This window comes from Ensifer sp. D2-11 (assembly GCF_054161295.1).
Genome location: NZ_CP096433.1, coordinates 1,465,556 through 1,489,587 on the forward strand (window position 1 = coordinate 1,465,556; position 24,032 = coordinate 1,489,587).

The 24,032-nt window shown below is 61.0% G+C and carries 22 protein-coding genes, 1 tRNA gene and 1 pseudogene; 11 read left to right on the forward strand and 13 right to left on the reverse strand.

Features of this window, described 5'->3' with window-relative positions:
- Positions 1–57: 57 nt before the first annotated feature.
- A complete protein-coding gene (locus tag M1D34_RS07045) occupies positions 58–1,314 on the reverse strand; it encodes an alpha/beta hydrolase (protein ID WP_498781349.1) in 1,257 nt (418 codons plus the stop codon).
- Between the two features lie 98 nt (positions 1,315–1,412).
- Positions 1,413–3,791 carry an arylsulfatase gene (locus M1D34_RS07050; protein WP_498781351.1) on the reverse strand — a complete coding sequence of 793 codons (2,379 nt, stop codon included), beginning with the start codon at positions 3,789–3,791 and terminating at the stop codon, positions 1,413–1,415.
- Between the two features lie 359 nt (positions 3,792–4,150).
- On the opposite strand from M1D34_RS07050, the pseudogene M1D34_RS07055 reads away from it, so the two are divergent.
- Positions 4,151–5,079, forward strand: a pseudogene (locus M1D34_RS07055) (AraC family transcriptional regulator).
- Positions 5,080–5,169: 90 nt separating this feature from the next.
- Here M1D34_RS07055 and M1D34_RS07060 read toward each other — a convergent pair.
- Both M1D34_RS07060 and M1D34_RS07065 read right to left on the reverse strand, forming a co-directional pair.
- A complete protein-coding gene (locus M1D34_RS07060; protein WP_010969365.1) occupies positions 5,170–5,835 on the reverse strand; it encodes a DsbA family oxidoreductase in 666 nt (221 codons plus the stop codon).
- Positions 5,836–5,917: 82 nt separating this feature from the next.
- Positions 5,918–7,732, reverse strand: coding sequence for an extracellular solute-binding protein (locus M1D34_RS07065; protein ID WP_010969364.1), 1,815 nt, complete (start codon positions 7,730–7,732; stop codon positions 5,918–5,920).
- Positions 7,733–8,051: 319 nt separating this feature from the next.
- Here M1D34_RS07065 and M1D34_RS07070 point away from each other — a divergent pair, with 319 nt between their 5' ends.
- Positions 8,052–8,681: an invasion associated locus B family protein gene (locus M1D34_RS07070; protein ID WP_003528049.1), complete on the forward strand. Its 630-nt coding sequence runs from the start codon at positions 8,052–8,054 to the stop codon at positions 8,679–8,681.
- 156 nt (positions 8,682–8,837) lie between these two features.
- On the opposite strand, the gene hspQ is transcribed toward M1D34_RS07070, so the two are convergent.
- The 3 genes from hspQ to M1D34_RS07085 form a co-directional block, all read right to left on the reverse strand.
- Entirely contained in the window at positions 8,838–9,167 is a 330-nt protein-coding gene (gene hspQ / locus M1D34_RS07075) for a heat shock protein HspQ (protein WP_003528052.1), read from the reverse strand.
- A 180-nt stretch (positions 9,168–9,347) separates the two neighbouring features.
- On the reverse strand, positions 9,348–10,757 hold the full coding sequence (gene glnA, locus M1D34_RS07080; RefSeq protein ID WP_003528053.1) for a type I glutamate--ammonia ligase: 1,410 nt from the start codon (positions 10,755–10,757) through the stop codon (positions 9,348–9,350).
- A gap of 82 nt (positions 10,758–10,839) precedes the next feature.
- Positions 10,840–11,178: a P-II family nitrogen regulator gene (locus tag M1D34_RS07085; RefSeq protein WP_003528058.1), complete on the reverse strand. Its 339-nt coding sequence runs from the start codon at positions 11,176–11,178 to the stop codon at positions 10,840–10,842.
- A gap of 346 nt (positions 11,179–11,524) precedes the next feature.
- Here M1D34_RS07085 and M1D34_RS07090 point away from each other — a divergent pair, with 346 nt between their 5' ends.
- Positions 11,525–13,009, forward strand: a complete 1,485-nt coding sequence (locus M1D34_RS07090) for an NAD(P)H-hydrate dehydratase (RefSeq protein ID WP_498781357.1) — start codon at positions 11,525–11,527, stop codon at positions 13,007–13,009.
- Between the two features lie 80 nt (positions 13,010–13,089).
- On the opposite strand, the gene gpt is transcribed toward M1D34_RS07090, so the two are convergent.
- On the reverse strand, positions 13,090–13,587 hold the full coding sequence (gene gpt, locus M1D34_RS07095; RefSeq protein WP_015007526.1) for a xanthine phosphoribosyltransferase: 498 nt from the start codon (positions 13,585–13,587) through the stop codon (positions 13,090–13,092).
- Between the two features lie 169 nt (positions 13,588–13,756).
- Positions 13,757–14,518, reverse strand: coding sequence for a competence/damage-inducible protein A (locus tag M1D34_RS07100; RefSeq protein ID WP_003528065.1), 762 nt, complete (start codon positions 14,516–14,518; stop codon positions 13,757–13,759).
- A gap of 161 nt (positions 14,519–14,679) precedes the next feature.
- Between M1D34_RS07100 and wrbA the strand changes: the two genes are divergently transcribed.
- The 3 genes from wrbA (at position 14,680) to M1D34_RS07115 (ending at position 16,182) form a co-directional block, all read left to right on the forward strand.
- Positions 14,680–15,279, forward strand: coding sequence for an NAD(P)H:quinone oxidoreductase type IV (wrbA, locus tag M1D34_RS07105; protein WP_003528068.1), 600 nt, complete (start codon positions 14,680–14,682; stop codon positions 15,277–15,279).
- Between the two features lie 353 nt (positions 15,280–15,632).
- Entirely contained in the window at positions 15,633–15,875 is a 243-nt protein-coding gene (locus tag M1D34_RS07110) for a DUF2188 domain-containing protein (RefSeq protein ID WP_003528075.1), read from the forward strand.
- Positions 15,876–15,963: 88 nt separating this feature from the next.
- A complete protein-coding gene (locus tag M1D34_RS07115) occupies positions 15,964–16,182 on the forward strand; it encodes a hypothetical protein (RefSeq protein ID WP_003528078.1) in 219 nt (72 codons plus the stop codon).
- Between the two features lie 43 nt (positions 16,183–16,225).
- Here M1D34_RS07115 and M1D34_RS07120 read toward each other — a convergent pair whose 3' ends face one another.
- Positions 16,226–16,465 carry a hypothetical protein gene (locus tag M1D34_RS07120; protein WP_013844464.1) on the reverse strand — a complete coding sequence of 80 codons (240 nt, stop codon included), beginning with the start codon at positions 16,463–16,465 and terminating at the stop codon, positions 16,226–16,228.
- 208 nt (positions 16,466–16,673) lie between these two features.
- Here M1D34_RS07120 and M1D34_RS07125 point away from each other — a divergent pair, with 208 nt between their 5' ends.
- From M1D34_RS07125 to M1D34_RS07135, 3 genes are all read left to right on the forward strand, one after another.
- A complete protein-coding gene (locus M1D34_RS07125) occupies positions 16,674–16,925 on the forward strand; it encodes a hypothetical protein (RefSeq protein WP_010969360.1) in 252 nt (83 codons plus the stop codon).
- A 205-nt stretch (positions 16,926–17,130) separates the two neighbouring features.
- Positions 17,131–17,520: a YciI family protein gene (locus M1D34_RS07130; RefSeq protein WP_003528086.1), complete on the forward strand. Its 390-nt coding sequence runs from the start codon at positions 17,131–17,133 to the stop codon at positions 17,518–17,520.
- Positions 17,521–17,587: 67 nt separating this feature from the next.
- Positions 17,588–17,670 (forward strand) — tRNA-Leu (locus M1D34_RS07135).
- 22 nt (positions 17,671–17,692) lie between these two features.
- On the opposite strand, the gene M1D34_RS07140 is transcribed toward M1D34_RS07135, so the two are convergent.
- On the reverse strand, positions 17,693–18,283 hold the full coding sequence (locus tag M1D34_RS07140) for a hypothetical protein (protein ID WP_003528236.1): 591 nt from the start codon (positions 18,281–18,283) through the stop codon (positions 17,693–17,695).
- Positions 18,284–18,367: 84 nt separating this feature from the next.
- Complete coding sequence (locus M1D34_RS07145; RefSeq protein WP_010969358.1) at positions 18,368–19,822, reverse strand: TrkH family potassium uptake protein; 1,455 nt, start codon at positions 19,820–19,822, stop codon at positions 18,368–18,370.
- 160 nt (positions 19,823–19,982) lie between these two features.
- On the opposite strand from M1D34_RS07145, the gene ilvA reads away from it, so the two are divergent.
- Complete coding sequence (gene ilvA, locus M1D34_RS07150) at positions 19,983–21,230, forward strand: threonine ammonia-lyase (RefSeq protein ID WP_015007524.1); 1,248 nt, start codon at positions 19,983–19,985, stop codon at positions 21,228–21,230.
- Positions 21,231–21,308: 78 nt separating this feature from the next.
- Positions 21,309–21,629, forward strand: a complete 321-nt coding sequence (locus M1D34_RS07155; protein WP_003528242.1) for an HlyU family transcriptional regulator — start codon at positions 21,309–21,311, stop codon at positions 21,627–21,629.
- A gap of 312 nt (positions 21,630–21,941) precedes the next feature.
- On the opposite strand, the gene M1D34_RS07160 is transcribed toward M1D34_RS07155, so the two are convergent.
- Entirely contained in the window at positions 21,942–23,915 is a 1,974-nt protein-coding gene (locus M1D34_RS07160; RefSeq protein ID WP_498781364.1) for a bifunctional 2',3'-cyclic-nucleotide 2'-phosphodiesterase/3'-nucleotidase, read from the reverse strand.
- Between the last annotated feature and the right edge of the window lie 117 nt (positions 23,916–24,032).

The window sequence follows — 24,032 nt, forward strand, 5'->3', positions numbered from 1 at the left end:
GTTGCAGTGCACGGACCTTGCCAGGCTCTCCTCCCTGCACGCAATGTCGGCCGTGTTTCATCTCGTTGCGCCGGATGGCTCGGCGAGTGCCTCGACGTGATGGACGTAATTCCGCCGCGTGTTCTGATCGACAATGGCAGCGGGAGCGGCAACGACCAGTCCCGCCGCTGTTCCGACGGTATGGGCGGCCCCGGCGGTCGCAGCGACGATATGGTCGCCGAGTCCCAGGCGACTGTCGGTCAAGGTCTGGCCGCTGGACAGGCGGCTGCCGATCAGTCGTACGATTTCCGGCGACTCCGCAAACTTGGTGTGATGCAGATTGTCGCCTGCCTTGATTTTGGTGAGGTCGACGACGGTGATCCCATTCGCCGCCAACTCCTCCTTGTAGGGCGACTGCTCCGGATCGATCGCTCCCAACCGGGAGACATTTCCCCAGACGCGGCGGGAAACGGCGAGTGCACGGTCGTCGCGCGAGACGAAGAGTGTAAAGCGCGGCTGTTGCTTGCCCATGTCGGCGATCTGCGATCCGAAGACGTCGACGTCGACGTCCGGCGCCGCCAACATGACATTCCTGAACTTCGCCGGCAGGCCGTCGTTGCGAATGGCCATCTGGCGCAGGGACTCGAGCGCCAGCCAATTGCCCATCGAATGTGCCAGGATCGACACTTCCTTGACCTCGGGATCACGCGCCAGATACTGGAAAAGGCGTTCTACTGCATTGCGGGTGTAATTGGTGCTTTCGCGATCGTAGCCATAGGCCAGCAGGCTCCCGCGCGACGGCCACGTCGCGAGCACCGGAACGCTGCGCGCGCCCGAGTCGTGGATGATCTGCGCGAAGCGGAAGACCGCATCCTCGAAGTGGTTGTTGAACCCATGGATGAAGACGAGGACGCTGCCGTCCGGGCTCTTGCGCACATGCGTGTTCAACCATTTCTCCGCCGCACCGCGATCGACTTCCACCGCCTTCAGTGTTGCGAAATCCGTCTCGGGATTGGGTGGAAGCTTGCTCGGCCAAGCGACTTCACCGGCCTTGCGAACGGTATCGGGCGGAATCGACACCGTCATTTCCGCAAATGTCGGGCTGAGCGCACGCTCGCCGCTGAACATCTCGCCCGGTTTTTCCGCCCGGCTTCGGGTGGTCGTGACCAGCATCTCGACTTGGGCGGCTGACGGATTGGCCGCTACCGGCTCGAGGACCCCTGTCGGGCGGCCCGCACATCCGTAGAGCAGCACAAAACTCCAGGCGGCGCACGCCAAAAGCGGCCGTATTGGTGGTACGCCGGCTTTGGCGTTCCGGGCGAGGTGCCGCTTCAATCCAATCACTCCTGTTGAATGCCGTGTGTACGCCGGCGGAAAGAGGAGCGGCGAACTGGGAGTTCGCCGCTCCTCCGAGCGCCCGGCGAGACCGATGCTTACTTCAGATATTCGACTTTCAGGCTTTCGATCTTGCCGTTGAAAGCAAACGGCTTGCGGTCGAAATACGCAAGGGCGACTGGAGAATAACTGTCTTTGCCCACGTCGAAGGCGTCGTTGGCGGTAAAGGCAAGTGGAGCGGAACGCGGCACGTGTCCTTTGGTCACCTCTTTGCCATCGATGCGGATAACGACGTCTAGCGGTGCAGCGTGATCGCTGCTGGCCTTACGTGTTTCGACCTCGATGTTGACCTTGCCGCTCGGCAACGGATCGGAGGATTCGAGACGCGTCCGCTCTATCTCGAACAGGTTGTACTCGTAGGTGAGCTTGCCGTTCTCGACCCACAAAGCGACACCGCCCGAAAAAGCCCCCAGAGCATACAACACGCCTTCGGAGTCCGGCCGCAGTTCCGCCTCGATGGTCACAAGGTTGCTGCGGGCTCCGACTTTCGGTGCCGTGAACTCGGGAACACCGACCACATCTTGGGTGAATTGGAACTCGGTCGCGGGATTGGACGGCGCATCTTCAGGATGGAAGACGGCAGACCACAATCCTCCCCCGACCGGGAACACCTTATTGGCTTCGGCCTGCACGCCAAAAGCCTTCTTCAGCGCCTCGACCTTTTCCGGATGATCGGCCGCGACGTTCTTTGCCTGGGAGTAGTCCTGGCTGAGATCATGGAGTTCCCATAGGTCATTATCCGGCGACCATTTGAAGATGGCGGGATCGAGGCCGGCCTTCCATGGTATCCGGGGTCCGAAGACGGATGCGATCCACTCGTCCTGATAGATGGCACGGCTGCCCATGATCTCGAAGTACTGCTCCTTCTTTTGGCCCGACGCCTCGGGAGAGTCGAAGGTGTAGGTCATGCTGACACCATCGAGGGGATCCTGGCTGATGCCGTCCACGAGCTTCGGCGGCTGGATGTCCAGGACGTCGTAGATCGTGGGTACGATGTCGTTGAGATGATGGAACTGGGAGCGCGGGGTCTGGTCCGGTTTGATTTTACCTGGCCAGGAGACCACGAGCGGCGTTCGCGTGCCGCCGAAATGGGCCGCGACCAGTTTGGTCGACCGGTGCGGCGTGGAACCGGCCCATGCCCAACCCGCATGATACATGTTATCGGCCTTGGGTGATCCGAGTACGTCCATCCCGCCCAACTCGTTCATCGCACGAATGTGGTCCTTGATCTCGGTGCGGATGCCGTTCTGCGCCAGAAGTTCGCTGATGGTGCCATTCTGGCCCTCCGCGCTGGACCCGTTGTCGCCCCAGACATAGAAGATCAGGGTGTTGTCGCGAATTCCAAGTTCGTCGAGGGCCTCGAGCAGGCGCCCGGCCTGAACGTCCGCATGCTCCGTATAGCCGGCAAAGACTTCCATGAGCCGGCGCTGGAACGGCTTCTCGTCTTCCGGAATATCCTCCCATCCTGACAGCGTATCCGGACGGGGCGTCAGTTGCGTGTTCTGCGGTATCCATCCGAGTTGTTTTTGGCGGGCATAGATGCGTTCTCGCATGGCATCCCAGCCGTCATCGAATTTGCCTTTGTACTTGTCCGCCCAGTCCTTGAAGATGTGATGCGGACCATGCGCGGCGCCGGGCGCCCAGTACATGAAGAAGGGCCGGTCCGGCGTCAGCGCGTGCACCTGCTTCATCCATGTGACCGCCTTGTCGGTCATGTCCTCGGTGAAGTGGTAGCCTTCCTTCCCGTGAGACGGGTCGACGCGAACGGTGTTCTCGACCACTGCGGGCTCCCACTGCGAGGACTCTCCAGCAAGGAAACCATAGAAATAATCGAACCCGATACCTTCGCCCGCGGGCCAGTCCGTATACGGCCCGACGGCTGTCGTTTCATTGGCCGGGGTGTTGTGCCATTTGCCGAATGCTGCGGTCGCGTAGCCATAATAGCCAAGGACTTTCGCGACGGTGGCGGAGGTGCGTGGTATCCTGCCGGTGTATCCGTCCCAGTCGTTTGCCAATTCGGCGATCTGGCCGTTCCCGACCCGATGGTGATTGCGCCCGGTCAGCAATGCCGCCCGCGAGGGAGAACACATGGCCGCATTGTGGAAGCGATTGTAGGACAGTCCGTCTTGCGCAAGCCGGCTCAATGTCGGCGTTTCGATCACTCCGCCGAAGGTGTCCGGCAAGGCCGGACCAACGTCGTCGAGCATGATGACGACGATGTTCGGAGCATTCGCGGGGAGATGCGGCTGCGCGGGCAACGGACTGTAAGTGGACTGAGCTATTGTCGGGCCGGCCTTGCTCCCTGAGGGCTTCGGCGGAAAAGGCAGCGATTCCTGAGCCGTTGCGGGCGCTCCCAAAAGCAGGATTGCCGTGCTTAGCGCCAACAAGCGTATTCTCGCGAGCTTAGGTGACTTCATGCGACCCTCCTGGTGCCGACAACGCATCTGAACCCTGCGTGATATGTCGACGTTTCTATCGGGTCGGCATGCCGCACACCGGCGTGCCGACGGACCCAGCCGCCGGCGCAAACACCGGCCGCCGTGAGTTCACGACGCGTAATGTCCATTCTTCCCTCCAGCAAAAGATTAGTCCAACGCGATGTACTGAATTGGCGAATGTAAACGGCCACGCTCCGCCCGTCGTATATTGCTGGCGAGCCTTCCCAAACGGTTGCATACTGCTATAGTGCTCAACTTATTTCTTGCCTTTTCATGCCAAGTTTGCTGCTCGGATGTCACATTCTGCACCCTCCATCAGGGTTAGGGCCTTCCTGCCGATGGCGCCCTACCTCGCCAAGCACGATGTTTCGGCCATAGAGTTCTGTGCGCGCCTCGGCATCTCACCGAACGTGTTCCGGAACGCCGACGGCTGGCTTCCGCGCGCCCAATGCTTCCACATGGCCAACGAAGTGGCTGCCCTCCTGGGAGATCCATTCGCGGGTGCGCATGTCGGGCGCTTGACCGAACTGCATGATCTCGGCCCATGGGGCCAGTCGCTTCTGGCAGCGGAGAGCGTGGCTGAAGCATGCGTGCTCGCGGTAGCGAACGTGTCGTCGATCCATCAGGGATCGGATATACGCTTCGTGGTGGAGGGCGGAACCGCTCGCATCATCTTCCGTTTCGTCGATCGTTTCGAGTTCGATCCCCGGCAATTCATCCTGGGCAGCCTCGCTGTCCTGCGGAAGGTGCCGCTTCTGGCGGGTGAACCCGCTGCAATAAGGGTTCGGTTGACGGCTTCGAGGACGCATGGAAGCACGGCACTGGAGGAGTGTTTCGGTCCCAAGATAGAAACAGGGTGCGACTACGATGCGATCGAGTTCGATCGAGATTTGCTCGATCTTTCTCTGAAAACCCCTGGAAATCGGCCATCGAACGTCACAGAGTCACTGGCCTCGACGATAGAGGCGGCAAAGATGCTCACGAAAGGCTGTCCGATGGTCATAAGCTTGGACTACAGACCGTAGCGAAAAGCCTCGGCATGTCGGTTCGCACACTGCAGCGGCGGCTGAAGTTTTGCGGCGTCGATTTTGAAGAGTTACTCGACGACACGCGCCGCAACGAGGCAATCCGGCTGATCTGTGAAGGTGTTCATAGCATGACCGACATTGCCTTAAGGCTGGGCTACAGTGATTCCGCGCATTTCACCCGCGCTTTCAAACGCTGGACGGGAGTAGCGCCATCCCGCTTCCGGACCGACCGGATATGACCGGCGGTGGTTATCCCCGCGGAAAGAAGCTTTTCACCCGATGCAGTGAAACGCCGTCGTTCCAGGCGGCATTTGCTCTGCTGTCGGGCGTCAGTGAGCCGGATGCTCGGCCTTCATCTGCGCGATCTCGCGCAAAGCGCTGGTCAGCACTTCGACCGATTGCGCCCCCATGACCGCATACTGCTGCTCGATGATGAAGCAGGGAACGCCGGTCACGCCGATTTCCCGGGCCATGTCGATTTCCTGCCTTACGGCGTCCTTGTCGGCGTCTGAAGCAAGGAGAGCCGCGATCACCGGCCTTTCGAGGCCGGCCTGTTCGGCGATGTCGAGGAGTACGGCTTGGTCGCCGAGGTTGCGACCCTCCTCGAAGTTCGCCTTGAACAGCAGGCTCACCACCGCGTCCTGCGCCGCTTCGCCGCCGGTCGCGGCCCAGCGGATCAGCCGGTGCGCATCGAGCGTATTCGGGCTGACCTTGACGGCATCGAAATCGAAGGCGATGCCGTCTTCCACACCGAGGCCTTCGAGCGTCCGGTGCGCCTCGTCGACCGCGGCCTGTCCGCCGAGCTTGGCCGCCAGGTGCTCTTTATGGTCGATGCCTTCCGGCGGCAGATCGGGATTGAGCTGGTAGGGACGCCATTGGATAGCGACGTTGATCTCGCCGGCGACATTGGCGATCGCCTGGTCGAGGCGATTCTTGCCGAGATAGCACCAGGGGCATACGACGTCCGAGACGATATCGATATTGACGGTTTCCATGGTGCCGGCCTTTCGGTTTACCAAAACTGCGACATAGGCCGGCCGGAAACATCTTTCAATGCGTTAGCGAACGGATGCCAGCTTACTGAACGCGCTCGTCCCACCAACTCGGCAACTGATAACCGTAAAGCGGTACCGTCGTCGGCCGGCCGATATGCTTCCAGCGGGCAATCCATTGCGCGTCGAGATGGTAAAGCGGAACCAGATAGGAATTGTTGACGAGGAGCCGGTCGTGCGCGCGAACGGCGGCGGTGAAGTCCTCGGGGTTGCGCGCCTGCAGGATGTTGTTGATCAGCTTGTCGACGTCCTTGTCGGCGACGCCTGCGAAGTTGTCGCTGCCTTGCCTGTCCCGAGTTTGCGAACTCCAGCGGTTGATCTGCTCGAGACCGGGAGAGAGCGACGAGGGGAAGGACTTGATGATGACGTCGTAATCGAAGGACTGGCTGCGCAACTGATATTGTGAATCGTCGACGGTCCGAACCCGCGCTGCGATGCCGAGCGGCGCGAGAAAGCGCTGATAGGCAAGCGCAACCTTCTCCTGGCCGGCATTCTGGCTCATGATCTCGAAGGCCAGCGGCGTCCCCTTGGCGTCGACCATCTTGCCGTCCTTGATGGAGTAGCCCGCTTCGCGAAGAAGGGTCACCGCTTCCCGGAGCACATTGCGATCGCGGCCCGAGCCGTCCGTCACGGGGAGTCGATAGCTTCCGTCGAGGATCGCCGGATTGATGCGCTCCCTCACGTCGCCCATGAGGTCCAGTTCACGATTGTCGGCTGCCACGCCGAGGAAGGAAAGCGACGAATTCTGCCAATAACTCTGCGTACGCGTATAGGCGCCGTCGAAGAGATTCTTGTTGACCCATTCGAAGTCGAAAACGAGAGCGAGCCCCTGCCTGAGCTTGATGTTGTCGAACATCGGTCTGCGCGTATTGAAGACGAAGCCGAGCATGCCGGACGGTGTCTTCGGCTTGAACGTTTCCTTGATCACATTGCCGCTGCGAACGGCGGGAAAATCGTAGGCCCGGGCCCATTTCGTCGCGCTGCCTTCGGCGTAGATGTCCACCACACCCTTCTTGAAGGCTTCAAAAAGGGTGTTCTCCTGCAGGAAATATTCGACGGAGATCTCATCGTAATTGTCGAGGCCCACCTTCGAGGGCAGATCCTTGGCCCAATAGTCGGGGTTTCGGCGATAGACGATCCGCTCGCCAGGCCTGACTTCCGCGACCCGGTAGGGGCCGGAGCCGAGCGGCGGCTCCAGACTCGTCCGATCGAACGTCTCGACGTTGATCGCATGCTTCGGCAGCACGGGCGAAAGCCCCAGCAGAAGCGGAATCTCGCGATCGGCCTCCTCGGTGAAGGTGAAGCGCACGCTACGTTCCCCGACCTTCTCCATCTTCGCAACCTTCGAGAGGCGGTTGCTGAAAGGCGCACGCCCTTTGTCGCGCAACAATTCGAAGGTGAAGATCACGTCTTCGGCGGTCACCGGCCGGCCATCGGCCCAGCGCGCCTTGGGATTGAGGTTGAACTGGATGAAGGTGCGGTCATCGTCCCATTCGACGGTTTCGGCGAGCAGGCCGTACATCGTGAAGGGCTCGTCCTGTGAGCGCTGCATGAGGGATTCATAGACCAGGTTGCCAAAGCCAGGGTCCCACATGCCGCGCGCGGTCGTGCGCATGCTCTTCAAGATGAACGGATTGAGGCTGTCGAACGTACCGACGACCCCGTAGGCGATCTTCCCGCCCTTCTTCACCTGCGGATTGACGTAAGGGAAGTGCTTGAAATCGGCAGGCAAGGCGGGGTCGCCATGCATGGCGATCGCATGCACGGGCGCGGCCAGAGCACCAGTGGCAAAACTGCTGGCTGCCAGGAGCATCACCAGGCCGGAAACAACTGCGCGCAACTTCACCTCCCGTGGGGATTCAACAGGCCGATTCCGCGCAAGGTATCAATGCGGGAGCGCATTTCCAACCGGCGCCGGGTCGGGAAAAGAACAAAGCAGGCTCCTGCCACATCCCGCACCGGTTCGAAAGGGCCGCTCAAAGCAAATGATTGCACAAAATCGCAACAAACACTGGATAAACCGCACAAGCCAATGTAACAGGTGTTTCCGGAATCGGGGCCATTCAAATGCCTCATTTGGCCAACAGGACAACGGCGGCTGACGATACTCACTCTGCGGAACTCTGTTCCGTGACCGGATTTCAGGAGACGGAATCACAATGATCTTCAAGTCGAACTTCACCACACGCGCGGGATTGGCAGCGCTGGCGCTTTCTTTCGCAGCAGCCGGTGCGCCGAGCGTCGCATCCGCGCAGCAGGCGGGAGGCAAGCCGCCGCAGGGTTGGTTCAAGGTCTGCACCAAGCAGGAAGACAACGATGTCTGCATCGTCCAGAACCTGCTCACCGCCAATAACGGCCAGCTTGTGACGGCCGTCGGCCTCATTACCGTCTCCGGCAAGGTCAATCGCAAGGTCATGCAGGTTTCCGTACCGTCCGCGCGCATGATCCCGCCCGGCGTTCAGATGCAGATCGACGGTGGCAAGGGCGTCAAGCTCGACTACGCGATCTGCATGCCGGACAAGTGCGTTGCCGAAGCGCCGCTCTCCGACGCGCTTATTGCGCAGCTGAAGAAGGGCAACGAGGTCGTCTTCACCTCGGTCAATTTCCAGCGCGCTCCGAACCCAATCAAGATGTCGCTCGAAGGCTTCACCGGCGTATTCGACGGCGAGCCGATCGAGCAGTCCCAGCTTGAAGAGCGTCAGCGCCTCCTGCAGGAAGAGATGCAGAAGAAGGCAGAAGATGCCCGCAAGAAGCTGGAAGAGGCGCAAAAGGCTGCCAAGCAGCAGTAATCATTAGCTTCTCTGAGTAAAGAAAGACGCCCGGATCAACGATCCGGGCGTCTTTTTGTACCTGCATCCGCCGACAATTGCGGCGACTCCACGTTTTCAGCCCGGCGCCTGAGCGGACGCGGCAGCTATCCGCACGCACCCTTTCCTCATCCCGCTCTAATGCTGATAAGTGGCCTTGGGCTTGTAGTGTCCGGCGTCGGCCTTTTCGAACAGAGCGTCCACCTGGGGATGGCGGATCGGCCTGTCGCTGTCATCGGAAACGAGGTTCTGTTCCGAAACATAGGCGACGTATTCGCTTTCGTCGTTCTCCGCAAACAGGTGATAGAAGGGCTGGTCCTTTTCGGGCCGGATCTCCTGCGGAATCGCATTCCACCATTCCTCGGTGTTCGCATATTCCGGGTCGACGTCGAAGACGACGCCGCGGAACGGGAACATCCGATGGCGAACCACCTGTCCGATCTCAAACTTGGCGTTTCTTTGTTTCATGACGCAACACATCCTTTCAGACAGTTATCTGGGTTGTCGCATATGGAACATCAAGAGGCGCGCGCCTCCGGGGGCGAGCCTTCCATCGGCGTCGAACTGAAAAGGCGGGTTTCGGATGAAACCCGCCTTCCTCGTTTCATCTTGCATGGACAGAACCTGTGAGGGCCGTCCGCTCCGCCATCAGACGGAATAGTACATGTCGAACTCGACCGGGTGCGGCGTCATTTCGAAGCGCATGACTTCCTGCATCTTCAGTTCGATGAAGGAGTCGATCTGGTCGTCGTCGAAAACGCCGCCGGCGGTCAGGAACTTACGGTCCTTGTCGAGGCTTTCGAGCGCTTCGCGCAGGCTGCCGCAGACGGTCGGGATCTTCTTCAGTTCCTTCGGCGGCAGGTCGTAGAGGTCCTTGTCCATGGCCTTGCCGGGGTGGAGCTTGTTCTTGATGCCGTCGAGACCGGCCATCAGCATCGCGGCGAAGGCGAGGTAGGGGTTCGCCGTCGGATCGGGGAAGCGGACTTCGACGCGCTTCGCCTTCGGATTGGTGCCGAAGGGGATGCGGCAGGAAGCCGAGCGGTTGCGGGCCGAATAGGCGAGCAGGACCGGTGCTTCATAACCCGGGACGAGGCGCTTGTAGGAGTTCGTCGACGGGTTGGTGAAGGCATTCAGCGCCTTGGCATGCTTGATGATGCCACCGATGAAGTAGAGGCAGGATTCGGAAAGCCCGGCATACTCGTCGCCGGCAAAGGTCGGCTTGCCGTCCTTCCAGATCGACAGATGCACGTGCATGCCCGAGCCGTTGTCGCCGAAGATCGGCTTCGGCATGAAGGTCGCGGTCTTGCCATAGGCATTGGCGACCTGGTGCACGACATACTTGTAGATCTGCATCTTGTCGGCATTGCGCACGAGGGCATCGAACTTGACGCCCAGCTCGTGCTGCGCCGCTGCCACTTCGTGGTGATGCTTTTCAACCGTCACGCCCATTTCGGACAGCACGGTCAGCATTTCGGAGCGCATGTCCTGGCTGCTGTCAACCGGCGGAACCGGGAAATAGCCGCCCTTGACACGGGGGCGGTGACCGAGGTTGCCGGTCTCGTAGTCCGTGTCGTCGTTGGAGGGCAGTTCGGAGCTGTCGAGCTTGAAACCGGTGTTGTACGGATCGGCCTTGTACTTGACGTCGTCGAAGACGAAGAATTCCGCTTCCGGACCTACGAAGACCGTGTCGCCGATGCCGGAGGCCTTGAGGTAGGCTTCTGCCTTCTTGGCCGTGCCGCGCGGGTCGCGGTTATAGGCTTCGCCCGAAACCGGATCGAGAATGTCGCAGAAGATGACCATCGTGGACTGGGCGAAGAACGGGTCCATATGCGCCGTTTCCGGATCGGGCATCAGCACCATGTCGGATTCGTTGATAGCCTTCCAGCCGCCGATCGAGGAACCGTCGAACATGACGCCGTCGGCGAACATGTCTTCGTCGACGCAGACGACATCCATCGTCACGTGCTGCAGCTTGCCCTTGGGGTCGGTAAAGCGCAGGTCTACGAACTTGACGTCGTTTTCCTTGATCTGCTTCAGAACTTCATTCGCAGTCGTCATTTGTTGCAATTCCCTGTGTGATGACGAGGATTGGAAAGACGGGGCCGGACGGCCCCCGGATAGGTGAGATCGCCAGACGCGATCAGATGGCGTCGAGGCCGGTTTCGCCGGTACGGATGCGGATCACTTCTTCCACATTGGATACGAAAATCTTGCCATCGCCGATGCGGCCGGTTTGCGCGGCGTTGCGGATGGCTTCGATCACGGCCTCCGCATTTTCATCCGCCAGCACCACTTCGACCTTCACCTTCGGCAGGAAGTCGACGACGTATTCTGCGCCGCGGTAGAGCTCCGTATGTCCCTTCTGCCGCCCGAAGCCCTTGGCTTCCGTGACGGTGATCCCCTGCAGGCCGACCTCCTGAAGGGCTTCCTTCACTTCGTCGAGCTTGAAAGGCTTAATGATCGCTTCGATCTTTTTCATGAGAAAATGTCTCTCCGCTTCTCCCTTTAAAGCAGGTTCTGCCCGCTTGGCCTCACACTATGCACGTAGCGTGCCACTTTTGTAGAGGAATGACGCGCAGATTGCGAAATTTCCAGTGGTAACGCGATAGGTGCCGATGGGGCAGTGGCTTCTGCAATGGCATTCTGCCTATTTTTTATGAGGTTTTGAGTGTTCGGCGCCGGCGCGCGACGGAGGATCGCTGCGTTTCGTGCTCGAAGCATGTTATTTGAGCACTTATAGTGTGCAAATGCACATTTCTTAGTCACGTCGCTTTCCGTCAACGCTGCTCTTGTCTTGCGCTTTCGGTCGGGATTAGATCGCTTCCATGCTTCAAGCGCTTTCGAATGTCCTCGTGACCCCGGCGGAAATGACAGCGGTCGACAAGGATGCCGCGCGTTCGGGGATCGATAGCTTCTCGCTCATGCGTTCGGCGGGAACGGCCGTATCGGCCGCCGCCTTGCGGCTTTACCCGGAAGCATTGCGCTTTGTGGTGCTTTGCGGCCCGGGCAACAACGGCGGCGATGGCTATATCGCCGCTGCCGCGCTCGCCGATACCGGCGCAAGCGTCGCCGTCTTTGCGCTCGGCGACGCGGCGATGCTGAAGGGCGACGCCGCGCGGGCGCGCGATGCCTTTGCGCTTGTACCGCGACCCCTCGACGCCTACGGGCCGCAATCGGGTGATGTCGTCATCGACGCACTTTTCGGGGCAGGGCTTGCGCGCGATGTGCCGGACGAGGCGAGAACAGTCATCGAGCAAGTGAATGCGAGCGGAGTACCGGTCCTCGCCGTGGACCTGCCATCCGGCATAGACGGGCGGACGGGCGAAATCCGGGGCTTGAGTTTCGTTGCGGCCCACACGGTGACGTTCATGGCGGCCAAACCCGGCCATCTGCTGATGCCGGGTCGCGCCCGCTGCGGCACGCTCGAAATCTTCGATATCGGCATTCCGGCAAGGCTCGTTGCGGATAGAGCCGGCGATCTTCACGTCAACACACCCGCGATGTGGGAGCAACACCTCGGCGCGCTCGATCCCGCGACCCACAAATACAAACGCGGCCATCTCGCCGTGCTTTGCGGCGGACCGGTTTCCACCGGGGCCGCGCGGCTGTCGGCGGCGGCGGGCCTGCGCGCCGGCGCGGGGCTGGTGACGCTTGCCTCTCCGGCGGAAGCGCTCGCCGTCAATGCGGCGCACCTCACCGCCGTCATGCTCAAGGAAATCAACAACGCTGCCGGCCTTGCCGCCTGGCTCAAGGACAGACGCCTGAATGCCTTCGTTCTCGGACCCGGCTTCGGCGTCGGCAAAAAGGCGCGGGATTTCGTGCTCATGCTCTGCGGCCGCGCACTGGTGCTCGATGCCGACGGGATAAGTTCGTTCCGAGAGGGCAGGGAGCAACTCTTCGACAGGATCGCGGCAGAGGGCGATGAGGTGGTGATGACGCCGCACGAAGGGGAGTTCGCCCGGCTCTTTCCGGATATCGCCGAGGATGCGGCGCTGTCCAAGATCGAAAAGGCTCAGGCCGCAGCAAGGCTCAGCCATGCCGTGATCGTCTATAAGGGGCCGGATACGGTCGTTGCCGCGCCGTCCGGCCGGGCCGCCGTCAATGTCAACGCGCCGCCCTGGCTCGCGACGGCAGGTTCGGGCGACGTACTTGCGGGGATCATCGGCGCCCACCTGGCACAGGGCATGCCTGCTTTCGAGGCGGCAGCGTCCGCGGTCTGGCGCCACGGCGAGGCCGGTGTCGTGGCCGGCCGCACGGCAACGGCCGAGAGCCTTGTCGAGAGCATAGCGCCGCTTCGAGGGAATGCTTAGAACGCCGAGCGTTCTGTCAGGAGAGCACTTCCAGCAAAGTGTTGGGGTGTTTCACTTTGTCAATGAAACAGTGAAACACGCTAGCCGCGCGTGCCCTTGGCAATCGGTTCCTGGTAGGTGAAACCGAGGTCCCAGGGGAAGTAGATCCAGGTATCCTGGCTGACTTCGGTCACGAAAGTGTCGACGAGGGGGCGACCCTTCGGCTTTGCGTAAACCGCAGCGAAATGCGCCTTCGGCAGCATCGCGCGAACCTCGGCGGCAGTCTTGCCGGTGTCGGTCAGATCGTCGACGATGAGAACGCCTTCGCCCCCATCCTTTGCGATCTCAGGCGAGATGCTCTTGAGCACCTTCATCTGGCCCTGCGTGTCGTAGTCGTGATAGGATGCGATGCAGACCGTTTCGATCATCCGGATGTTGAGTTCCCGGCTGACGATAGCGGCCGGAACAAGGCCGCCGCGCGTGATGCAGACCATCGCGCGCCATTCCTGCCCGTTGTCGGCCAGCCGCCAGGCCAGGGCGCGGGCGTCACGGTGGAACTGATCCCAGGATACAGGAAAGGCTTTCTCGGGAAGAGACATGGCGGACTCCGGCTTCTTTGCGCTGTCGGCGATAAGCGTTGCTGCAGTTCGACGGCCACGCCGCCGACACTAGTTCATGCCTGATGCAATAGCGGCAATGAAGCCGAAAGTGCAAGAGCCAGTCCAGCCGCGAGCACCGCGATCTGCAATGATTTCGCCGACGCGGAGTTCAGGGCTGGTGTTTCTCGCGTGATCGGCCGATCGCCTCGATCATCGCGATCACCTCGGTTTCGGCGGCGCCAAGTACCGCGGCATCGCGTGCCCGGATCACGATATCCGTCGAGAAGCTCTTGCCGTCGAATTTCGGATAGGAGCCGATGCTCGTTTCGGGATGGTTCTTCTGCACCTCGGTCAGCGGCGCTCCGATGTCGCCCTCGCCATAGGGGGAGCGAACCGTACGGGAAAGGACGGGCGTGCCGGTCTCAAGGCTCGGGAGCAGCGCGTCGAGCATCGCCTGGAACACCTGGGGCACGCCGGCCATGACATAGACGTTCTCGATGGCGAAGCCGGGTGCGGTCGATACCGGATTGGGAATGTGGGTCGCGCCTTCAGGCATGCGGGCCATCCGCTTGCGCGCCTCGGTGAACTCCATGCCGCGGCGCTCGTACATCGCGGCAAGCAGCTCCATTGCCTTCGGCTCGTGAATGCACTCGACCCCGAAGGCCTTCGAAATCGCATCGGCAGTGATGTCGTCATGGGTCGGACCGATGCCGCCGGAAGTAAACACGTGGCGGTAGCGGCTGCGCAGGGCATTAAGCGCCTCCACGATCGCGTCCTGGTCGTCGGCGACGATGCGCACCTCGCGCAGATCGATGCCGACCATCGTGAGCATATCGGCGAGGTGGCCGATGTTCTTGTCCTTGGTCCGGCCGGAGAGAAGCTCGTCGCCGATGGCGAGCATGGCGGCGGTGACGATCGTGGGGCTGGTCATTGGCGCTCCAGGCGTATTCGGATCGCGAACGCGATCTCGTCAGTGTTGAAAAAAGCTGAACAGTCTGTCGACCATCCCTGCACTGGCAGTGGTATGCGTTTTGATAAATCCTGCCGGCCGCGGCGATCAAGCGGAATTGCCGGACAACAAGGAGTATCGTTTTGGCTAGAGTACTGGTTCTTTACTATTCGGCCTATGGGCATATCGAGACGATGGCCCATGCGGTCGCGGAAGGTGCAAGATCGGCCGGTGCCGAAGTAGCCGTCAAGCGCGTTCCGGAACTCGTGCCGGAGGACGTGGCGAAAGCTTCGCATTTCAAGCTCGACCAGCCGGCACCGGTCGCGACCGTCGAGGAACTGGCGGATTACGATGCAATCATCTTCGGCGCGGGCACCCGCTACGGGACCGTCGCTTCGCAATTGCGTAACTTTATCGACCAGACCGGCGGCCTCTGGGCAAAAGGGAAGCTCGTCGGCAAGGTGGGCTCCGCCTTCACCTCGTCGGCGACCCAGCACGGCGGCCAGGAATCAACGATTCTCGGCCTCATTCCCACGATGATGCATCACGGCATGGTCGTCGTCGGACTTCCCTATGCCTTCCAGGGTCAGATGGGCGTTGAGGAAGTCAAGGGCGGATCGCCCTATGGCGCCTCGACGATCACCGGCGGTGACGGTTCGCGCCAGCCCTCCGCGGTCGAACTCGAAGCCGCCCGCTTTCAGGGTGCGCATGTCGCGCGGATTGCCGCAAAGCTCGCGGACTGACGACCTTCAACCTTCGTGCGCGGCTCCCGATCGAGCCGCGCCCTTTTTTGCGGGCGATTCGGATCACAGTCCGCCCCTCGGCCAGGTCGCGGAATATCGGCCCGCAAGCCTTCGCAAATGTGGCCCAATGGGGCAATTTTGTGTTAACATCGCCGCATTCGGCATCAGAAATGCCCGACGGCGACGTGCTTTTTTAGCAGGCAAGGTCGCTACAGCACTTTGAATGGCTGCGTGTTTTTCTCAGACCGGCTCCGATTCAGGGAAGCATGCGGCAGCAAGGAGGAACTAAAGGGCCCGCGCGGCGCGGCCCGTCGAGGGCAGGGACTGCCCTTGAACATCCATGGGAGTGAAGGATGGTGCAGATCACTTATTTCATCGTTCCACACGATGGAGGCTGGGCCTACAAGGCAGCCGATGCATATTCAGAGCCCTTTCCCAGTCGCGAGATGGCGCTGGCGGCCGCCAAAGCTGCAGCAGCCGAACAGCAGGTCGGCGGCGACGACGAGGAGATCAGCTTCCAGGATGAGAAGGGAAACTGGCATTTCGAACATGCCGACGGCGGAGATCGACCGGAAGCAACCGTAGAGGATGGCTGACGATGCTGCGTTGGAGGGCAATTGACGCGAAGCCGTTGTCCTTGGTTATGCGACCCGCGCAGGCGGCGACCGAAAATGGAGAATTTCCATGCATTACAATGTTCAGATCTTTACCTGGACTGCACGCCTGGGCGTTCACCAGGTCGGATCGGTCATCGAAATAGACGCGCCGAATCCCAAGGCGGCGGCGATTTCGCTGCTGGGATTGCGGCTTGACGAGACCGGCGAGTCGTCAAAGCTGGCCGTCAGGGTGTGGAGAGGAGAGGACGCCACGCGAGCCGACTGCGACTGTTTCTACTATCATTGAGCCGGTCATTGCCGGCGCCCTCGTCGCACAGCCGGGCCTGTGTTCAGGCCAGTTTCTTTTGTGCATTGGCCTGACTGACGAAGGCTTGTCCCGCTCGCAGAAGAAGTCCCTCATCTCTCGTGCCGGACTGATATTCCCGGATCAGCATCCTCCCGAACCGCCGAGCCTGCGCGCTCTCGCGCGGCCATCTATGTTCGCGGCACAGCTTGTCGAACACGCGCTGCAGCGTGTCCAGGTCTTCGGGAAGCAAGGCTATGCCGCCGAACGCTTGCAGTGAACGCACGCCCCACCCTCCGTAATCATCATCAAGGATGCCCTTGAGCCCTGCATTATCTTGCCATTGACATGCCGCGATTGAACCCCTGGCGAATCAGGGGTTGCAAAATTTCTTGGGCAGATGCCATTCCCCGATCCTCGAACGGGCCGGCAGGGCCATGAGGAACCTTCAGAAATGTCCGGGGTTGATCTGGCGAGACCGAAAGGAGCGAGCCATGAGCAATCCCAAATATGACGATCTGACGGACCAGCCGATGCCGTCTCCCACATGGAAACCGGAACCGAAAGAAATGGACATGGAGCCACAGCCGCTCCCGGATCAGGCGGCGGAATCCGGCACCGACGAGCCGCCGGCCAGAAGTGGCCAAACCACAAAGAAAGAGAAACCGGCCGAAGGCGCAGGATCGGACAATCCGACCCATCACACCGGCCGCGTTCCTCCAAAGGTGACCGATGGCGAGCTTTGATCGCGTCGAGCGGCTGACCCAACTTCAGGCGCGCGATTGGTGCGCGCCCCGTTAGAAGCCGGGCTTGCCCGCGCGCTGCAGAAACGATCTAATCGCTTCGATTCATGAGGTGCGGTTCCTCGGAATCGTTTCGCATCCGCGTGACTGTTTCATGCATGTCGTTGTGCCTGACCCGGGCACCGTATGGGGTTTTGGAGAGGGATCCATGTTCTACGCGATATTGGCCTATCACGAGGAAGAGGTGGTCGAATCCTGGACCAGGGAGGCAGATGCCAAGCTGATGGACGATCTGCTGCAGGTCAATGATCGCCTCGTCCGGGAAAAGCGATTGGGGCCGGCCGCACGGCTTGGCTCGACCAGGGATGCCGTGACGTTGCGGGGCGATGGTGCCGGCATGATCATCGACGGTCCCTTTGCCGAGACCAAGGAGCAGTTGCTCGGCCTCTACGTGGTCGACTGCCCGAACCTTGAAGCCGCCGTCGAGACGGCGCGCGAATTGCGCCGGGTCAACCCGACCGCCGTATACGAGATCCGACCGATTTCGCTCTACCTGCCCGGTGCGGCGCTTTCGGCGCCCGACGCGGGTCCGGCTTGACGTGAGGCAGGGCGGCGGCAAAACATCCCCTTGACTGAATCGCCTATGTGCCTGATTTAAGCTGCGGGCGGACGTGGCGAAACTGGTAGACGCAAGGGACTTAAAATCCCTCGGGAAACCGTACGGGTTCGATTCCCGTCGTCCGCACCAAAGCTGCAAGATCGGCATTCCCTCAAGGGCCGGAGATCTCGAATGGTTGATCGACGCTTGCGCTCCTGCCGCTGTTGGTGTCGTTGAAGCGGTAGCGCAGCACATAATTCCCTGATGGTGCCCCGGCGACGTCGATCCTCAGCGTCGCATAGATTTCCTGGTTGCGCTGATAGCCCTTGAAGGTGAAATCGCCGAACGCCTTCTGGCTGGCGAGGACCTCTCCCTTCGGATTCAGGATGTCGAAGTCGACCGTGAAGCGTGTCTCGAGCTTACCCTCGTCGCTTGCCTCCTTCCAGGTAAGCCCCACGGGCTCGACATAGGATATGAGCGTTTCGCCGGCTTCGAATACCGGATCGGGCCGGGGCTCGTACATTGCAAAGCCGGCCGGTGCTGCTGTGACGAAGACCGCCTTGCCGATGGCGAAGGGAAGGGTCTGCGAAAAGTCGCTCATGGCCTTGCGCAAGGTTTCCTGGGCGCCGGCGGCATCGCCGGAGCTCGCCTGCTGTTCGGCCTTCGCCGCAGCGTCGGCAAGCGGACCCGCCTCTGCCTGCGTGTCGGCGAGGATGACGGTGGCGTTCGTGAGTGCCGCCAGCAGGAGCAGGTATCTCGGCATCGCGCTTTCCAAATGCCCGATCGCTCTGAGCTTTCGGCATTTGGCACACCAAGTCAAGGCAAGGCTGCAGCCGAGCGGCGGCTGTTACTGCTTCCAGAAGATCGGAGTGAGCACGACGAGGACGGTCAGGACCTCCAGACGCCCGAGCAGCATCATCAGCGACAGCAGATAGAGCTCGGGATCCTGGAGTGTCGAGAAATTGCCCGCAGGGCCGATAAGGCTGCCGAGGCCGGGGCCGACATTGGAGAGACACGTGATGACGGCCGACACGGCCGTGACGAGATCATAGCCGAGGGCACCCATGACCAGGCTGCCGAAGACCCAGAGCAGGATATAGGTGATGAAGAACAGCAGAATGGCGCGCTGCACATCCGCGTCGACCGTATTCTTCCCGTACCGGACCGCGTAGATCGCATTCGGGTAGACGAGCTTGTTCAGGGCAGACCGGATGGCGTTGAAGAGCACGACGAACCGATAGGCCTTCATGCCGCCCGCCGTCGAGCCTGAACAACCGCCGATGAACGTGCATATGAACGCGACCATGACCACGAACGGTCCCCAAAGGCTGTAATCTTCGCTCGCATAGCCCGTGGTCGACAATATCGACGTGATGTTGAAGAAGGCATAGGTAAGCGCGAGGTGGAACTCGACGCCGTTGGCGAGCCGGTGATAGGCCGCGACCGCAACCGAGAATGCGGTGAGATAGCCCAGAAATACGATGATCTGAGGATCGCGAAGGGCGTCCAGGCGCCCGCGCACGACGAGCACGATCAAGATGGAGAAGGGCAGGCTGCAGACCGTCATGAAGAACGTGCTGGCCCAGAGCAGGGGAATGCTGGAAAAGTAGCCGAATGACGCGTCGTGCGTAGAAAAGCCGCCCGTCGCGACGGTCGTCATCGCGTGGTTGATCGCGTCGAACCTGTTCATCCCGAGCATGGCATAGCTGATCGCGCACAGCAGAGTGATCGACACGTACACGACGAGGAAGGCGCGGCCGAAGCTCGCGAGCCGGGCAAAGGGTTTGTCGCTGGTGTCGGAGGATTCCATCTTGAAGAAGGACATTCCGCCGACACGCAGATAGGGGATGATGAACAGGCCGAGAACGACGATGCCGATGCCGCCGAACCAGCTCAGGAGCGACCGCCAGAGCAAGAGGCCGGGCGGCGCGTCATCGAGCCCGACGATTACGGTCGAGCCGGTCGTCGTTACCGCCGAGACGGACTCGAACAGGGCCTGGGCAAAATCCAGCTTTACCGAGGAAAGCCAGAGTGGAATGGCGCCGACGATCGAAAACACGATCCACAGGACATTCACAACCAGGAAGCCGAATTTCTTCGAGAAGGGCGGGGGGCCTGCGCGGGTCGCCATGAACGTCGTCGACGAGATTGCGCCCGACATGAAGGCGGTCACGGCGAAGACCTGCCAGTCCGGGTGACCATAATAGAGATCGACCAGGGCCGGAATCAGCATCGCGCCGGAGAGATAGAGCCCCAGGATCGCCGCGAGATGGACAGCATGCCGGATCAGATTCGCGTTCAAGCTCTTGATTTCCTGCAAGCGGTTTGTCGGTGGGCCGGCGATCGCACGAAGCGGCCGCGATAGTGCCGTGCGTGACCGATTCGTGTCAAATCGATGGTCTCCGGCGCGGCAATGTGCAATAGCGACTGCCATCGGCAAACTCAACGGGTGAAGTCACGTGATGAAGCAGGATGTTGAAAAAGCGGCAGCGGCGATGCGCGAGATCTTTCCGCCGACGCCGCTTCAGCTCAACGAGCACCTGAGCGCGCGCTATGGGGCGACCGTCTTCCTGAAGCGCGAGGACCTTTCGCCGGTGCGCTCCTACAAGATCCGCGGCGCCTTCAATTTCTTCCGCAAGTCGCTCGGCTCCGGAGCGGCCGGGAAGACCTTCGTTTGCGCTTCCGCGGGCAATCACGCTCAGGGCTTTGCTTTCGTCTGCCGCCACTTCGGCGTTCCCGGAGTCGTCTTCATGCCCGTGACGACGCCCCAGCAGAAGATCGACAAGACGCGCATGTTCGGGGCCGAATTCATCACGATCCGCCTCGTCGGCGATATTTTCGATCAATGCTACAAGGCGGCGCGCGAGCATGTGGAAGCGATCGGCGGCGTCATGGTGCCGCCCTTCGACCATGACGATATCATCGAAGGCCAGGCCACGGTTGCAGCGGAGATAGCCGAACAATTGCCGGCCGGCCTCGTTGCCGATCTCGTCGTCCTGCCCGTCGGCGGCGGCGGCTTGGCCGCGGGCGTGACCGGGTATTTGGGCGACAGCCTCTCGGCCGACCGTTTTCTGTTCTGTGAACCGGAGGGGGCGCCGAGCTTCAGGCGCAGCCTGGAACTCGGCGGCGTCGTCACGCTCGACCAGGTGGACAATTTCGTCGATGGCGCGGCGGTCGCACGGATCGGCGACCTGAACTTTGCTGCGCTCCGGAGATTTTCGCCGGAACAGGTGATGCTGCTGCCTGAGAATGCGATCTGCCTGACGATCACCGAAATGCTGAATGTCGAGGGCGTGGTTCTCGAACCCGCCGGCGCACTTGCAATCACCGCACTGGAAGCGCTTGGCCGCGATACTCTCGAAGGCAAGATCGTCGTAGCGGTCGTTTCCGGAGGCAATTTCGACTTCGAGCGCCTGCCGGACGTGAAGGAGCGGGCCATGCGTCATGCGGGGCTCAAGAAATACTTCATCCTGCGCATGGCGCAGCGTCCGGGAGCGCTTCGCGATTTCCTCGGTCTCCTGGGAGAGGAGGACGATATCGCCCGGTTCGAATATCTGAAAAAGTCGGCTCGAAACTTCGGCTCCGTGCTCATCGGTATCGAAACGAAACACGCGGAGAATTTTCCCGTTCTCAAACAGCGTTTCGATGCGGCGGGTCTTCGCTACCAGGACATCACCGAGAACGAGATGCTGGCCAACTTCGTCATTTGACAAGGCCGGCAAGTGGCCGGCGCCGGGCTCACCAATTTTAGCTTTGACAGGGCCGGCGAGCACGGCTAACTGTGAGGCATGGCATCGTTTTTCTCGAAATTATTCGGTCGCTCCAGCGGCTCTGAAACGCAGGCACAGCCTGCGGCAGGCAAGACCGAGAACTATGCGGATTGCGTGATCCGGGCGACGCCTCAGCGCGAGGGATCGCAGTACCGGCTTGCCGGCAGCATCGAAAAGTCGATGCCGGACGGTGCAACGAAAGTGCGCAGCTTCATCCGGGCAGATCTCTTCACCTCCGAGCAGGACGCGATCGACTCGGCGATGCGCAAGGGGCGCCAGATCATCGACGAGCAGCGCGCGGCCCTCTTTTCCGACGACGCTCAGTCGCGGCCTGTCTGACGTCCGGCGACGGTAATCGCCAGTCCAAACAATATCCTACGGGTGATTCCTCATATTCCGCCCTAAGGCCCGCTTGATCTCCTCATTCCTGTGCTCGTCACAGGAATCCAGCCAGACCAAGTCCTTGGGCTGAAAGAACGCTTCCCGCGCCGCAGACGCGGCGCTGCTGGATCTCTGTGACAAGCACAGAGATGAGGGCGAGGAAGAACGCCATCATTCATCTCGCAGCAGCCGTCATAAGCTCCAGATGAATCTCAACAGGCCCTTGGGGCGTGAGGAAAAGTATGTTCGGTTTTCCGCCCGCATCCCGCGTCAGAGCTTGATTCTGAACCGGGCGAAACCGTCGCTGCCGTCGCCGGCATTCTCGATTTTCACCGCCTTGACCTCTGCCAGAAACTGCCGCGCCCTCGGGCCGCTATCGAAGAGCACGCTCGTGTCCTTCTGCGGCGCGAAGGTCCAGTTCGCGTCAGCCGAGGGGTTGATCGTTCCCTGTTCGACGATGTAGCGCACGATGACGTCGCGGTTGGTGTCCGGCGCGACGAAGACGACCTTGTCGCCGGCAATGCCCGGAAAATTGCCGCCGCCGCCGGCGCGGTAGTTGTTGGTCGCTACGACAAATCTCTGCTTGGGATCTATCGGCCTGCCATCGAATTTCAGATCACGGATGCGGCTGGCCTCCGGGTTCGCCACGTTGCCGTCCTTGTCGTATTTCGCAGGCTGCGAAAGATCGATCTGGTAGGTGACCCCGTCGATCACGTCGAAATTATAGGAAGGGAAGTCGCCATTGATCAGGCTTGCATCGACCGATCCCGGTGCAATCCGGTTGAAGATGCCGGCGGACATTTCGAGCCAGTTGCGCACCTCTTCGCCGGTGATGACGACCGCCTGCACCGTATTCGGATAGAGGTAGAGATCGGCGACATTCTTGATGGCGATATCGCCCGCTGGAACATCCGTATAGTACTCGGCGCCGCCGCGCCCGCCGGCCTTGAAAGGGGCTGCGGCGGACAGGACCGGCAGGTCGCTGTGCTCGGTGTCCTTGAGCATTTCGCGGATATACCACGTCTGGGCCTGGCTCACGATCTGCACCGACGGATCGTCCGCAACGAGCGCGAAATAGGAGTATAGCGGTGCCGAAGTTTTGCCGACGGGGGTGCGCACATAGGCAAGCGTCGCTTCGTGGTCCTTCTGCGCGGCTGCGAGCACTTCCGGCTTGTCACCGACCTCGGCGATTACCTTCTTTTCTTCCCGGCGAAAGATCGGCCGCGCCTCGCTTGTCGAACCGATCACACGCCACTGGCCGCCGTCGCGTTCGAGCAGCAGATCGATGAGGCCGAGATGGGATCCCCAGAAGCCGCCCATGACGCCGGGCTTTCCCGAAATCAACCCTTTGGCATTGTCGACGCCCGGAGTTCCGTCGAACTTGGGTCCCGGAAAGTCGAGGTGGCTGTGGCCGGTGACGATTGCGTCGATACCCTCGATTGCCGCCAGGGGTACGGACGCGTTTTCGAGATTTTCGGCATAGGCCTGCTGCCCTATGCCGGAATGTGAGAGGGCGATGACGATGTCGGCGCCTTCCTCGCGCATCTGCGGCACCCAGGCTTCCGCGGCTTTGACGATGTCGCGCGCATTCGCCTTGCCTTCGAGGTTCTTGGCGTCCCAGGTCATGATCTGCGGCGGTACGAACCCGATGAGGCCGATGCGGATGGGGTGTTCCTGACCGGCGCCGTCCTTCACTTTTCGATCGAGGATTACGTAGGGCTTGAGGAAAAGCTCGTCCTGGCGCGGGGCGGCGGCCATGGCGCCTTTGGTCAGGTTGGCGCAGACGATCGGAAAGTTTGCGCCGTTGATCACATTGAACATGAAATCCAGGCCGTAGTTGAACTCGTGATTGCCGAGCGTGCCGCAGTCGTAGCCGAGCACGTTCATCGCGGCGATGACCGGATGCATGTCGCCTTCCTTCATGCCGCGCTTGTAGGCGATGTAATCGCCCATCGGATTGCCCTGAAGAAAATCGCCATTGTCGACGAGGACCGCGTTCGTCGCCTCGGCGCGGATGGCGTCGACGATCGAAGCGGTGCGCGCTAGGCCAAGCGTGTCGTTCGGCTTGTCGGCATAGTAATCGTAGGGAAAGACATGGACGTGCAGGTCCGTGGTTTCCATGATCCTGAGATGCGCCTGGTTGGCAGCCGCGCGGGTCGAGAAGGGATGCAGCACGACAAATGCCGACGTGGCGGCAAGACCGCCGATGAGGGTCCGGCGCGAAATGGGATGCAAAGCAGTCATCGGTGATCTCCCCTCGAAAGCGCGTTCGATGCGTTCAGACAAGCGCGACTATGGCGGAATGGCCCGGCCACGCAAAGCGGCTGATTTTTGCAGACGGGATTGCCGCCGCGTCTCGCT